This is a genomic window from Pseudomonas sp. WS 5011, assembly GCF_012985775.1.
GTDB lineage: Bacteria > Pseudomonadota > Gammaproteobacteria > Pseudomonadales > Pseudomonadaceae > Aquipseudomonas > Aquipseudomonas peli.
Window position 1 is genome coordinate 1 of the sequence record NZ_JAAQXA010000040.1, and the last position, 12,242, is coordinate 12,242.

12 protein-coding genes and 2 pseudogenes are annotated in these 12,242 nt (G+C 48.2%); 2 read left to right on the forward strand and 12 right to left on the reverse strand.

What is annotated here, in order from left to right; translation table 11 throughout:
* Window positions 1–349: 349 nt before the first annotated feature.
* The 3 genes from HBN63_RS20785 to HBN63_RS20795 all read right to left on the reverse strand — a co-directional run bounded on the left by HBN63_RS20785 (window position 350) and on the right by HBN63_RS20795 (window position 2,917).
* A protein-coding gene (locus HBN63_RS20785; RefSeq protein ID WP_170050742.1) for an IS3 family transposase occupies window positions 350–1,500 on the reverse strand; the annotation gives its coding sequence in 2 pieces (ribosomal slippage) (window positions 350–1,257 and window positions 1,257–1,500; 1,152 coding nt in all).
* Window positions 1,501–1,521: 21 nt separating this feature from the next.
* Entirely contained in the window at window positions 1,522–1,992 is a 471-nt protein-coding gene (locus HBN63_RS20790; protein WP_170050732.1) for a hypothetical protein, read from the reverse strand.
* Window positions 1,993–2,161: 169 nt separating this feature from the next.
* Window positions 2,162–2,917 carry a hypothetical protein gene (locus HBN63_RS20795; protein WP_170050733.1) on the reverse strand — a complete coding sequence of 252 codons (756 nt, stop codon included), beginning with the start codon at window positions 2,915–2,917 and terminating at the stop codon, window positions 2,162–2,164.
* Window positions 2,918–2,969: 52 nt separating this feature from the next.
* Here HBN63_RS20795 and HBN63_RS20800 point away from each other — a divergent pair.
* A pseudogene (locus HBN63_RS20800) lies at window positions 2,970–3,432 on the forward strand (recombinase family protein); the annotation flags it as partial.
* Between the two features lie 499 nt (window positions 3,433–3,931).
* On the opposite strand, the gene HBN63_RS20805 reads toward HBN63_RS20800, so the two are convergent.
* From HBN63_RS20805 to HBN63_RS20835, 8 genes and pseudogenes are all read right to left on the reverse strand, one after another.
* Window positions 3,932–6,415: a DEAD/DEAH box helicase family protein gene (locus tag HBN63_RS20805; protein ID WP_170050734.1), complete on the reverse strand. Its 2,484-nt coding sequence runs from the start codon at window positions 6,413–6,415 to the stop codon at window positions 3,932–3,934.
* A 224-nt stretch (window positions 6,416–6,639) separates the two neighbouring features.
* Window positions 6,640–7,152, reverse strand: coding sequence for a thermonuclease family protein (locus HBN63_RS20810; RefSeq protein ID WP_170050735.1), 513 nt, complete (start codon window positions 7,150–7,152; stop codon window positions 6,640–6,642).
* A 690-nt stretch (window positions 7,153–7,842) separates the two neighbouring features.
* Window positions 7,843–7,917, reverse strand: a pseudogene (locus HBN63_RS22060) (hypothetical protein); the annotation flags it as partial.
* 100 nt (window positions 7,918–8,017) lie between these two features.
* Complete coding sequence (locus tag HBN63_RS20815) at window positions 8,018–8,446, reverse strand: hypothetical protein (protein ID WP_170050736.1); 429 nt, start codon at window positions 8,444–8,446, stop codon at window positions 8,018–8,020.
* A 288-nt stretch (window positions 8,447–8,734) separates the two neighbouring features.
* Complete coding sequence (locus HBN63_RS20820) at window positions 8,735–9,136, reverse strand: type II TA system antitoxin MqsA family protein (protein ID WP_170050737.1); 402 nt, start codon at window positions 9,134–9,136, stop codon at window positions 8,735–8,737.
* Between the two features lie 2 nt (window positions 9,137–9,138).
* Window positions 9,139–9,435 (reverse strand): type II toxin-antitoxin system MqsR family toxin, encoded by a 297-nt coding sequence (locus tag HBN63_RS20825; protein ID WP_170050738.1) that lies wholly within the window; start codon window positions 9,433–9,435, stop codon window positions 9,139–9,141.
* A gap of 621 nt (window positions 9,436–10,056) precedes the next feature.
* Entirely contained in the window at window positions 10,057–10,578 is a 522-nt protein-coding gene (locus HBN63_RS20830; RefSeq protein ID WP_170050739.1) for a hypothetical protein, read from the reverse strand.
* A gap of 106 nt (window positions 10,579–10,684) precedes the next feature.
* A complete protein-coding gene (locus HBN63_RS20835) occupies window positions 10,685–11,047 on the reverse strand; it encodes a histone-like nucleoid-structuring protein, MvaT/MvaU family (RefSeq protein WP_170050740.1) in 363 nt (120 codons plus the stop codon).
* Window positions 11,048–11,596: 549 nt separating this feature from the next.
* Here HBN63_RS20835 and HBN63_RS20840 point away from each other — a divergent pair.
* Window positions 11,597–11,953: a hypothetical protein gene (locus HBN63_RS20840; protein WP_170050741.1), complete on the forward strand. Its 357-nt coding sequence runs from the start codon at window positions 11,597–11,599 to the stop codon at window positions 11,951–11,953.
* Between the two features lie 60 nt (window positions 11,954–12,013).
* Here HBN63_RS20840 and HBN63_RS21745 read toward each other — a convergent pair.
* The coding region (locus tag HBN63_RS21745; RefSeq protein ID WP_223181892.1) for a hypothetical protein at window positions 12,014–12,242 on the reverse strand (229 nt) is incomplete at its 5' end.

Below are 12,242 nucleotides of genomic sequence, written 5' to 3' on the forward strand. Positions count from 1 at the left end.
GAGTGGGGTCCGGGTGGCGAAAACGTAAGAAATACTCGTCGAATTGATTGTTTTTTGATCATTTGGCGAGTTTAAAAGTTGCGCTAGGTGGTATGCCGGGGAAATACATGGCTACTTCAGACCATCCTTAGACACTTCAGCCCCCCATTCGAAGGCTCGTAGTAGATGAAATTATGAACTGAAGTGAACTCTCCTCCAGTTTCTTTTATTTTTACAAAACTGCGTATTTGATCGCCTATAAGCGTTCTTGTCGCACGTTGAAGCAAGGACAACTGAAATACGCGATTCGCGAACTTATTGAAGATATCTTGAGGTGCCATTACCAACGTCCTGAATCGCCCCTGGTTTTCTAGACACTCTCCAAGCTCTGGAAATAGCGTTTTTCAAACTCTACCGGTGACAGCTGATTGTTGAAACCATGCCGGCGTTTTGGGTTATAGAACATCTCGATGTAATCGAATACATCCGCGCGGGCATCCTGCCTGGTGCTGTAGATCTTTCGCCTGATCCGCTCCCGTTTCAGCAGTTGGAAAAAGCTTTCCGCTACCGCATTGTCATGGCAGCTGCCACGTCGACTCATGCTACCAAGCAAGTTGTTGGCTTTCAGGAAGCTCTGCCAGTCACCGCTGCTGAACTGACTGCCTTGGTCTGAGTGAATCATCACTTCCTGTTTTGGCTTACGCCGCCAAACCGCCATCAGCAATGCATCAATAGCCAAATCGCTGGTCATCTGTGGCTTCATCGACCAACCGATTACCTGCCGCGAAAACAGATCGAGCACCACCGCCAAAAATAACCAACCCTCGTAGGTGCGGATGTAGGTAATGTCCGTAACCCAGACTTTGTTGGGCTCGGTGACATTGAATCGACGCTCCAGGTGATTCGGCGAAGCGACTGGAGGCTTGCCACCATAACGCCCCGGTCGACGTCGGTAACCCGTCTGCGAACGCAGTCCTTCCTGACGCATTAATCGAGCAACTCGATGCCTGCCGCACTGTTCGCCAAGCTCGCGCAGATCGTCATGGATTTTGCGGTATCCGTACACACCGCCGCTCTCTAGCCACGAGTGTTTGATCAGGCCAAGCAGACGTTGATCATCTTTGGCTCGTGCCGAATTCGGCTCAGCCAGCCAGGCGTAGTAACCGCTGGAGTGTACTTTCAAGGTCAGGCACAGGCGGCGAACTGAATAGTCTGCGGATAACTGATTGATGAAGGCGTACTTCAGCCGCACTCCTTGGCAAAGTACGCGGCGGCCTTTTTTAGGATGTCTCGCTCTTCAGTCACACGCTTGAGTTCAGCGCGCAAACGACGCAGTTCAGCATGCTGGTCGTCTTCTTGCGTCCGCTGCTCTTGAGGCTTGCTATAGCGCTTCACCCAGGCATAAAGGCTGTGTGTCGACATGCCCAAACGAGCAGCTACCTCAGCCACCGGCAGACCTCGCTCGGTCACCTGTTTGACTGCTTCGATTTTGAATTCTTCGGGATAACGCGGGTTGCTCATGGCACCTCCTAATGGGCCGTATTATGAGGCCTGGACAGTGTGGAGCCCTCGGTTGACGTACCAGCAGCTATCAGCGATCCGAGCCCGAAGCAGGGGGTGGTCAATCTGCTCGGCTATCTGGACAAGAACTCCCTGCTGCTCGCCCAGGTAATCACTCGGGATGAGCGTCCTCTTACCCTTAAAAATGATCTGAGGAGAGAAGGTGTCTGGCCTGCTGGGATTGAAGTGATAGCTACAGACAACTGCCAAGACGTTGTAGGCCCTAAAAGCAGCGGCATCGCCTGCATTTTCTGCGGCCTGAGCAGCCTCTCTAAACGCATGCTCCAGGGTGTGGAAGTGCAACGAGTTACTCATCGCCATGATTGAGGCTGGATTGATATGCGCGAAGTCTTCCAGAGTCGCCAGATCAATCAGCGACTTCTTTTTATCTTCATCCTTGTTCGTCACAAATTTCACCTCACTCGCCCAGGTTGGTTTACGGAATCTCTTCAATGGCCAATCCAGCCATAAATTATTCTAAATCCCTATTGAATTCTGATTGAGACAAATGAGCAATTGAATTACACAAAAGCTCATAATGCGCTCTCGCATCGCACCAAGTATGCCTCAAGCACAACTACTGATAGTCAGAAAAAGAAAACCGGCTACGCGGGCCGGTTTTTTATGCGAATCTTAAATAATTCGGATATGCTTTTTGAAGATATGACTTGCACATATCTGATATGAAAGAATGCGCCTGATAAACCTGCATTACAGGCTGCTTGCTTGACTTGACCTTGTCTTTGAAGCCATGTCGCGAGTCGAAGCCTGTCAGGGAGTAGTTGTTCGCAGTAAACGTGAAGCTTTCCCGTTCTTTCCTATCCCCTCCAATGGTGATCCCCTTTATCCTGGCATGAGAGTCGATTGTCTCCATGAGGCGGTAGTATCCCACCCAGCTATTATCCAACTCAAATTGCTTCAAGAGCATGTAGACGTCTTCATTCTCAGTTGCCAGAATCATTAATCCAAACCTGGCGGAAACCTGAAGAGCCTTTTTCATCTCTTCATCCCATTTATACTGAGAAATTGCAGGCCTCTGAAGTAAGCTCAATGGCAACATGGGCTCACGCCAGTTTAGTTGCTGCCCATTTAGAAGTATCCTGTGAATACTCAGCGGCCTAGCATCTCTATAAAGCAGCTTAGTAGCGCCATTGAATAGACTTACCAGCTCGTAAGAAATCTGCCAGATCAGGTTTTCGTCGTCTTCCCCTTCGAAGTAGATCGAATTAAAGCTGAAATAATCATTCTGGCAATCGAGGTAGTGATCGACACCTCCCCAGATATGAAAATACTCTGTGGATACCCCTCGCCCACTGAGTGCTCGCAAGTCCTGAGCCTCACCATCCAGCATCACCTCAAAATCAGCTCTCCCTGCCATCGTCACTCCTCCTTCTTTTGATGGGTACGATGCTAACAAAAAACCGGTTGGTGATGAGGCTACCAGTGGTGCAACCAAGGCCGTACAGCGAGATGGCTTCGCTGCCCTGCTCAGCTATGCCCGTAAGGGAGATACCGTTGTTGTATCTGCGATTGACCGCTTAGGCCGAGACACCGTCGATGTACTTGAGACAGTGGAGGCACTCAAAGCCAAGGGCGTAACAGTGGAATCCATGCGTGAGGGTTTCGACCTTTCCAGCGACGTAGGCAAGATGATGCTTACCATGCTGGCAGCAGTCGCAGAGCTGGGGCGATTCAAACATCAAGGTACGTCAGATGGCTGGCATTCAGCGTGCGAAGTCAGAAGGCAAGAAGTTAGGTCGCGCCAAGACCATCGATGATGCCGCTGTAGCCCAATGGCGTAAGGCTCAGAACGCGACTATCTCAGCGACTGCCACACACTGGGGTATCTCGATAGCAGCTGTTAAACGCGCTTGTGCGGCTGCTCAAGAGTAAACATTCCAGGCAATCAAGGGTTGCACAGCAGCCCAGGTAGCACTCGATATTTCCCATTTGCTGGCGATCAGCCCAGGCCCCCTGCGGTAGTGCTAAACAGCCCGTCTGTAGATATTTTCCACCCTCACAACCCGGCATTTCCGCACGGTGCAACATTCCCACGGCGGGGCGTAGCGGAGTATGGAACTATAGGAATTCTTGTAACTTGGAAGCCGAAAGAAAACCGCTAAATGATGGGAAACTATCAGTTGAACGCCATATGTGCGGGCGTCGCCTTAGGGTACAAGGTCATCACGCCGTTCATGACGAAGAACAAGAATGGCGATGCTATCGCAGCAGTTATTTTATGAGAGGTTAATGAGATAGGCTTTCTATCAAGCAAGAAAAAACATAAGACGTAAAAACGTCTTATGTTTATAAAAGACTCCATATTAATAAAGACTACACGTCACGACCTTGGAATCGCAGCAACCAGGCAGCCCCATAATAGCGCAAGAAATTATTTGGCAGCCAAATAATTCGTAGTGTACCCCTGGGACAAATCGCTGGCTCGCAACCGATAATGTAAAAGCTGTTGTCTGATCCCAGCGTCATCATTAATCAAACCCTGCGAACAAATAGTTTTAACGAAATCTCTGACCGTTTTTATTAATTTATCTAGCTGAGCAGAAGACATAATTCTTGTTACAGCCTTCGGAGAAGCCGCATGTTCAAATTTATTTGATGGATGAATAAGAATTGGCACATAAGTGCATTCAACTCCGTAGCGATTCTCAAACCATTCACCCGAGCCATTGAGTTGATTGCAGTCATGCTTATTAATAGTCTCAGTTATTGCTCCATTCTTACATTCAATAACTAAATACTGCGACGCTCCAATCCTCCAAAGCACATCCGGCCCTCTCCCCGATTCTGTCTCAGGCCGCTGAGATGTAAAGCCAACAAATTCTGCAAGCTGTGACAAAGCCAGCTCAAATCTTGTAGCTGTCTCAGGTTTGAATATCAAGTCCTCAAGCACTCCATTGAGCTCAATTATAGGTTTATTAGGGTCACCAAATGCTTGGAGAAATGCCTTGCATTGTCTTGCTTGCTCTAAAACTGCCCCTTCCAACTTGTGATACTGAATCCCATCAAGGGGCTTAATTGTTCTTGGATTGTCATTTGCAGCAGAAAGAACGAGCTTTTGCGCCTCGACTTTATCATAGAGATTTACATATTCAGACGCCCTAATTTTCAAATAAGATCTTAAAATCCTATTTGGCTCTGCGACCGAATTAAGTACATTCAACCCTATATCCTTTGGATTATTAACAAGAGCTTGATCATATGCTTTACGAAGAGCCATAGTTACAGGGTCAGGGCGAGAAGGAGCAGCAACTAATCCAGTTAGTGCACCTTTACTTGATGACACCCAGTTAGGGTCTTGATTTAAACAATAGAGCAAAGTGTTCCAGATATCATTAAGATCAGCTTTCTCAAGCTGGGAAGCAACCCTTTCAGATAACTCCAATTGAGCCTTGGTGCCGGGGGAGAATTTATCTAGTGCACCACCAGAATAGAGATTTCGTGCAAGTGTTTTGCCCATCAAAATCACAGCACAGTAATCGTCATTAGACCTTATCCCCCGGCCCATGCCCTGCTCAACTCGCTGAGTCATTTGAGTTAACATGCGGTCAGTCCCCATCAGGATACCTTCCTCCGCTTTATCGATCATCCTTCTTACGTCAGGCATGCCATCAATAACAAGCAGCCGACAGGCATCATCTGGAAGATCAATACCGTCATATCGATTAACAAGAACAGCCAACCCGACATGACCTGACTTTAGTTTCTGAATACCACTTTCAATATTTTGGTGCTTTAGTATTAAATCCGCACAATCCTCCCAAAACTTAGCCCTATAGCCAGACGGAACAACTACCACAACATTGAGATGCTTTTTGATATCAGAGCACAGTGACTTAATATCCTCATCCGAAATTTCCGGATTTATAACCTGAGGCATAAGAATCATTCTATCGCCTACATCGCTAAATGATGAAGGCCTGATCGCGCGATATGCATTCTCATCTGTTATTCCAAAATGACTTGCCAGCACACTATCGTCTGCGAGAGTGGCGGTCATGAACACCTTCCTAGCCGCATACTCCACACTAGGAATAACATTGATTGGGATATTATGCGGTGAAATTTCAATCTTACTAGAGCTAACAACACATCGAGACAGCTTCAAGCTATCCTTAATTAGAGGCCACTTAAAGTTAAGATAATCCTCTCCCTTCTCAGAGATCAATGCTCGACTAATCTCTGATACATTATCTTGCCACGCCCAAAACGGAGTTAGTAGCTGAATAGACGGATCACCACTCTCCAACTCAAGAACTCTTAGCTCACTCTGCTGCAACAATGACCCTCTCAATGAAGCATAGATGGCTTTATATGCGTTACTTGTACTGGGAACTGTAATTGTAAACTGATCCTCAATTTTATCTAAACATGCATGAGCGTCATCGATAAGAATCGAGCCCATATTAATTTTAATACCTTGGTCACCAACTCCAAACGCAGAGTACCCATTAAATAGCGTATGGATATTGGTAACAAGAATCTCCTTGCCTTGCAGGAATTTTGGAGAGTGGCAATTATCCGTTACTGCCAACCCCAAGGCCTTCGCCTCATTGATCACCTGTTCCACAAGATAATTATCGGGAACAATGAAGGCCGCCGGCCCTTTCTTTTCATTTAGGCAGCTTTTAAGAATCAGTAGACCCACTACTGTCTTACCACTGCCAGTGTTCATTTTGACGACTAGATTGTTTTCATTTCTCCGCTGATGCCACTGCTCCCATACGTCAGACTGAACATCTCTAGGGTACTGGAATTTCCCTTTTGCTTTGCTAGGCAAAGATGTAAAAATATCCCGAGGATGGAGGGCAGTTTCACTATTCTGACCAGTTTGTAACTTCGAGAAATCAATATTCATAGTTCCCTCTACATAGCAGCATTATAATTATTTAGTTAACCACCTAAGACATAGGCGAAAACTTAAGCCCTGGCGGCAGATCGCAAATTTAAAGCTACCACAATTAACAAAAGCACTAGAAATCTATTATATATCAAATAAAAATATCACTTGATATTAGCAATATGGATAATAGATGAAAACGAGGGAAGTCCTCCCGAACTGCCGTAGACCTTACTAAAGACTCAACGCTCACGGCTACGCCACTCCCACGGTGGAACCGGATTGGAATCACCCCACAGTCCAGCTCGCCTAGCCTTGGCTTCAGTCTCTTCAAACTCGTATTGGTGCCGTTGCTGAACCGGTTGTTCTTTGGCATAGCGACGAAACCACCACGCCATCCCCACGCTGAGCTGTGCAGCTCCAACATCCAGCGTATGGCCACAGGTTGGGCAATCAGAAGGCGTGACCCAAACGGAGCCTAAGATGCGTTTCCAGCGGTCGCGCTTATTCCATTTCACGGTTACGGATTTACCGTAGACGAGGTCAGATAGGTTTTGCTTTGAGCGCTGGCCGAAAGGTTGTTTCGACTCTGGAGCATCGATGCCCTGGAGTCTGATTTTCTCCTGCTTGCGATCAGCAGTCAGACAAGTGACGGTGTCGCCATCAGTAACACCAACAACCTTGCAGCTAAGCTCGTAGGCGTGGGCTGGCATGGCCACAAAGGTAATGGAGAGGAGCAGCGCGGCATATCGCATAAACATCCTTGTATTGGTTGAAGATGTACTATTCCCGCACCATGCAATCCTCCCACGGCTGGGCGGAGGTTTGGTAGCATCGTTTGTTTAGGGGGAAGTGGGGCTTCCATGCCCCGTGGTACGTCACACCCTAGAAGTCGAAGGCAAGCTGCCTTGGCATACTACGGTAGTGCTCGCAGACGCTTTCCCACCGATTAAAACGGAATCGGGTGTATGGGTTAACGTGTACAACCTTATCCCGTTGCGGGGAGTGACGCCGTTGGCGTCGGATGCTACGTCTACGCATGATGCATTCCTTCTGGAATGACCATGGCATAAGGCCGGTACACACCGATCATCACCGAAATACAACACGATGTTGTATTACTCTATGGTGTGAACCTATACTTCACTTCGCTTAACCTCATGCCTCTGGTCTGGGGTTTCGCTGTCTTTAAAGGTTGAGTTTCCTAGGCCGCCTTCATAGTCAGCTCCGAATAAAGCTCTGGCTCGCAAGAGTCAGGGCTTTTCTATTGGCACGAAAAATGCTGCCAATAGAAATTCTCCCTGCATTCTTTGCAAGATTCAAGCTCTTTTTACTGTACGGCTAAACAGTGTTTTGACGCTGTTAAACCGCCGCTGCCGGCAAATAGGTCGTAGCCTTTTAGGCTTGGTGACATACGGCAGTTCGCGCATAGTATCAGCAAACTACAGCCAAAAAAGAGCCAGCAAGGCACAGCCCGCAGACACTCCCGACAGGCTGTAGTGCTGATACATCCAGCCGCCTGAAGTGCCGCTAACACTGACCTCGTGAGCGGCATAGCAGAATGCTCGCCCATTGCCGCGCCCTTGCTGCCTGCTGAGAACTCCTTACAGGGCTTCTACGCTATGCCCCCAGACAAAGCTCATCACGCAAAACCAGAAGCTCGTTGATGGCCAGGATGCCAATACGGCATTGATTGGTGCGCGTCCCGGTCACTTGGAATACAAGGCCATCAGAGGCCAGCCAGTCCAACACCACATCAGCATCGGCCCCCTCTCGCAACGTCACGACAACCTCCCCACCGAGGCTGCGAGTTAGCACCAACCGCCCTACGCCACCTTTCGGCAAATAGACGAAGTCTCTGCTCTCTGGGGTCAGCCCCTGCGGGGCCATCACACCAACCTTTACCAGGCCGAACTTCGCCATGCCCAGCACCTTGAGCCGTATGCCATCCAGGGACAGACGCCGGGCCACGTCATCGCGGTCAGCAGTGGTGGAGAGTTGAACGACGATTTCTTGATCGGGGGTAAGCGATTTAGCGAGGTAGCTCATCCATGACGCTCCGTATCATTCCATGATCAGGTGATGAGCTTAGACGGAAATCTCAGAGGGAGAGACAAGCACCAAATCAGTACGTACAAAACCTACGTACAACGCAAAGCAAAAAGCCCCTGCAAACTGTTGATTTGCAAGGGCTTTATATATACGGGAAGATAGGGATTCGAACCCGTCTGTGAGCGTTTCAGTTCGTGCCAAAACCTCTCAATTCCGGGCACCTGCGCTTTTTATCGGCTCATTTAGGCTCAATTCGGCACAGTGATTTCGACAATTTTTCGACACTCAGCCCGCACGCAACTCGTTTATCAGTTCCGGATGGCGACCCAGAATTTTGAACAATTGCACCAACGGTTGTGGTGCTTCCGTACTACCGCGCTCGTAGCGAGAAAACGCATTAGGCCCACCGCCAAACAGCTCAGCCGCTTCACGCTGGCTCAAGTGCAATTGCTTGCGCACACTGCGAATCAGCTCCTGATTGCCGTCCTGGGCGTTAACCTGCTGGCGAAACTCGTTCATCGCACGCATAACGCGTTCGCTTTCAGCAGGCCCAGTCAGGGACTCACCGCACGCATCGCACCAATCAGCCGTTACGGCAGGAACTTGGGTGGTTTGGCCCTTGTAGGTGAATGGCATATCGCGGGTGTCGTGAACCAGTTCCGCCCCGCTGCATACTGGACATTTCATGGTCACATCTCCTTAAAGGATACGATCAGCAGATCGGCCACCAGCGTGAACTTTAGATACACCTGCCCGAACTCGGTGTCGGGCCTGTAAACGTCCTGCCAGCTTGTATGATCCGCATAGGTTGTCATGCTCTTGAAAAAGTCGCGACTGCTCAGCGCATCGATCACGGCCAGCATATCGGCCACCTCCATACCCAGCTCAGCGCCCCCTTCCAGGGCCACGCGGGTGAAGCGATAACGCTGCTCGGCGACGGCCTTCTTCACCAGCTCTAGCTTGAAATGGGGTTTGCGCTTTTCCATACGGCACAAAATAACCTTTTAGGTTAATTCCTTCAAGGGGAGTAGATGCACAAGCATCATAATCAGGATCGCCAACGCTCACTTAAACAGCTTCTGCGCAGGGCCGAATCCAAGCTTTCGCCGCCGAGTACAGCACCATAATCCTGCCGCAAGACCTACCCAATAGGCATGGTGAAGCCTTCGCTCAGTGGGTGAAGACCTCACCTCCTATCATCCAGCGCTATAGCGCGGTCGGTCACTTCTCAGTTTGAATCACGCCGGGAAACTCAAGTGAAGTGCAATTTGGCAACAGGAATTCATTACATACAGATACGCAAGCTTTTCTGCTTGAAGAGTTTTTAAAAACCAGAAGAAACCAGGGAAAAGGCATAAGCAAGGCACGCGCTCTGCTTGATGCTTTTTCTTCTTTATATAGGAAGAGAGAGAGTATAGAGCGTAGTCAGTGCATAAAGACACATACCTTGAGGTAAACTTAGTCAATGCGATAGTAGGCATACAGTGCGGAGCATGGCTTTGCTTCGCTTTCTCCGGTTTTGTGAAACTATTATAACTTGGAGCTTGCTTTCTTTTAATCGTAAAAAAGCCCGGAATCAACCAGGCTCTATTCAATGCGCTCAGAACTCATCCAGCGCACGCACTCACCACGACATGATCGATATCTTCGCGTGTCAATATGTCACTGTGATCGTGCACGATAACCGCGCTGAGCTTCGCGTAGTTATCCGGCATGGCTTTGTCTATCACTACGATATGCAAGCCCGCATTCTGATCGTAATCAGCAGAAAGCTTCCAATAACCGGCATTAATGGCGTAACTCGCGAGCATACGCGCAAAAAACTTCCGGGATTTATCATCTACAGCGCCATGGCATTCATCGAACTCTAAGCACGAACTAATCAAGTGGGCTGTATCGTCAACACCTTCAAACTGCTGCACAAAGCCCGTACGCGACGACATATCAAGCTGGTCACGCGCTGAAAGCTGATACGCCAGCCGCTGGTTTACTACGCCATCCTTAAACCCAGCGCTGTAAATCCAGAATCTAGTAAGCGCCCTAGCCTCTTTGTCTTCAAAAAGCTGATATCCGGAGCCATTTTTAGCCTTACCAACGAGCTTTAATGCCGCCTTTTTGATGCCGAACATTGCGTTTTCACTTCTTTTTAAGACAAAAAACTAGGGCGCCCGCACTGTAAATGCACAAAAAAACATGCAATTTACAACGAAAAGCGCCCGATTTAATCCTTGTATTTTACTGAATGCGCCAGCTTTCTACCATTTCATCGCCGAATTCAGCCTTCCAAGCCTTCAAAATCTTGTGATTGCCACCTTTGGTCTCGACACGCTCTTTAGTGTCAGGATGCTCGTAAATCTTAAGTTCCCGTGGTTTACGTGGCTCTTTATCCGAAGCAACAGGCGCCGAACGGCTGACGTGTGGATCGAGAATCATGATCACATCACGCAAGCTTTTCTCATATGTCGACATCAAAGCCTTTAGCTTTCCTTCGAATTCGATTTCAACTTTGAGCTTTTCATCCCCCTTTAGGGACTCAAGCCGGGCCAGATCTTCGGCTAGTTGAAGTTCAAGTGCGCGGTATTCAGCAAGCTTTGACATATTAAACCCCTTTGTTTTCGTGGAGAACGAGTATAAAAAACCTTTTTTAAAATGCAATACCCTGACGAAAACTAATCAAACTACCCTAACTTCTAGTTCAGTTTTAGCACAAAAACCTGTAGACACGGCAAGAAAGGTTCATATAATGGATCGTCCGCGTACCAAAACGGACACTAGAAATGCCACTCCCAGAATCAACCCTCTCCAGGCTCTCAGAGTCTCTAAGTGACGCACATGAAGTCCTCGGACATCTTGAGCTCATGCGCATCATCGCGTTCGCGGCACACCCGTTTCATAGCTTCATTCTAAAGCCGTACAGGCTGCTCTCAGTAAGCCAGCAAATCCCAAGCGTTAATCCCCAAATCTCACTTTGCGTCCAGATCCTCGATTCATCTGAGAGCGAAAGCCTGGCAATCGAGAACCGATACGTCCCCGTAATCATTCGTTTGATCGCAAAAAGGCTATCTCGACGCTACTTAAAAGATCCAGGCATGAGTCATTTGAGGCATTACTACGTCCGAAATTTCTCAAATGATATTGGGATTTGAAATGGCCAAGGTAATCTTTTCGGATAATTTCTTTGACGATGTGTTGATTTTAAGCAAGAGCGTCAGAGAGTCTATCAACACAAATGTTCAGATTATTATTGACTCGCTTGTTCTGATTGGCGCTTCTGACGATCACACTTTTCTCATCTACGGCTTAGATATCCTGCATATCTTTGAAGACTACCCTGTACTTTCTATCAAGCACGATGCACACGGAGTTGATGAAGAACTAATTTTCACAAGAGAGGCTTTTGAAATACAGGTGCGAGAGCTGTCAACAGCTGCTAACGAAAATCCTGATGTTGAGTATCTGCAAAAGTACAGGCGCATGCAGATAGAAATAGACATGGGCATGTAAATAACTCCGGTCAGGTTCGTACAAATATTGATCGTACGTGAAATCTCAAAAGATTTGTGCTCAAAGCCTGGCAAGATTTAAAACTGGAGCGCTCTTATGGAAGATATGCCGGGGTATTATTTCAGCGGAGAAATTGCTGACGAAGAAATTGAGTTCCATTTTTGCGGATTCCACGGTCATCTGGCCACCCATTCCATGAGCATCTGACCACCGATTCCACGCTGATCCGGCCACCCATTCCACGCGCATCCGGCCACTGATTCCACGGCCATCCGGCCACTCAACCGGG

Coding starts and splice junctions, on each gene's coding strand:
- HBN63_RS20795 (WP_170050733.1), bottom strand. CDS start 2,917: ATGGCAGGGAGAGCTGATTTTGAGGTGATGCTGGATGGTGAGGCTCAG.
- HBN63_RS20805 (WP_170050734.1), bottom strand. CDS start 6,415: ATGAATATTGATTTCTCGAAGTTACAAACTGGTCAGAATAGTGAAACT.
- HBN63_RS20810 (WP_170050735.1), bottom strand. CDS start 7,152: ATGCGATATGCCGCGCTGCTCCTCTCCATTACCTTTGTGGCCATGCCA.
- HBN63_RS20815 (WP_170050736.1), bottom strand. CDS start 8,446: ATGAGCTACCTCGCTAAATCGCTTACCCCCGATCAAGAAATCGTCGTT.
- HBN63_RS20820 (WP_170050737.1), bottom strand. CDS start 9,136: ATGAAATGTCCAGTATGCAGCGGGGCGGAACTGGTTCACGACACCCGC.
- HBN63_RS20825 (WP_170050738.1), bottom strand. CDS start 9,435: ATGGAAAAGCGCAAACCCCATTTCAAGCTAGAGCTGGTGAAGAAGGCC.
- HBN63_RS20830 (WP_170050739.1), bottom strand. CDS start 10,578: ATGTTCGGCATCAAAAAGGCGGCATTAAAGCTCGTTGGTAAGGCTAAA.
- HBN63_RS20835 (WP_170050740.1), bottom strand. CDS start 11,047: ATGTCAAAGCTTGCTGAATACCGCGCACTTGAACTTCAACTAGCCGAA.
- HBN63_RS20840 (WP_170050741.1), top strand. CDS start 11,597: ATGGCCAAGGTAATCTTTTCGGATAATTTCTTTGACGATGTGTTGATT.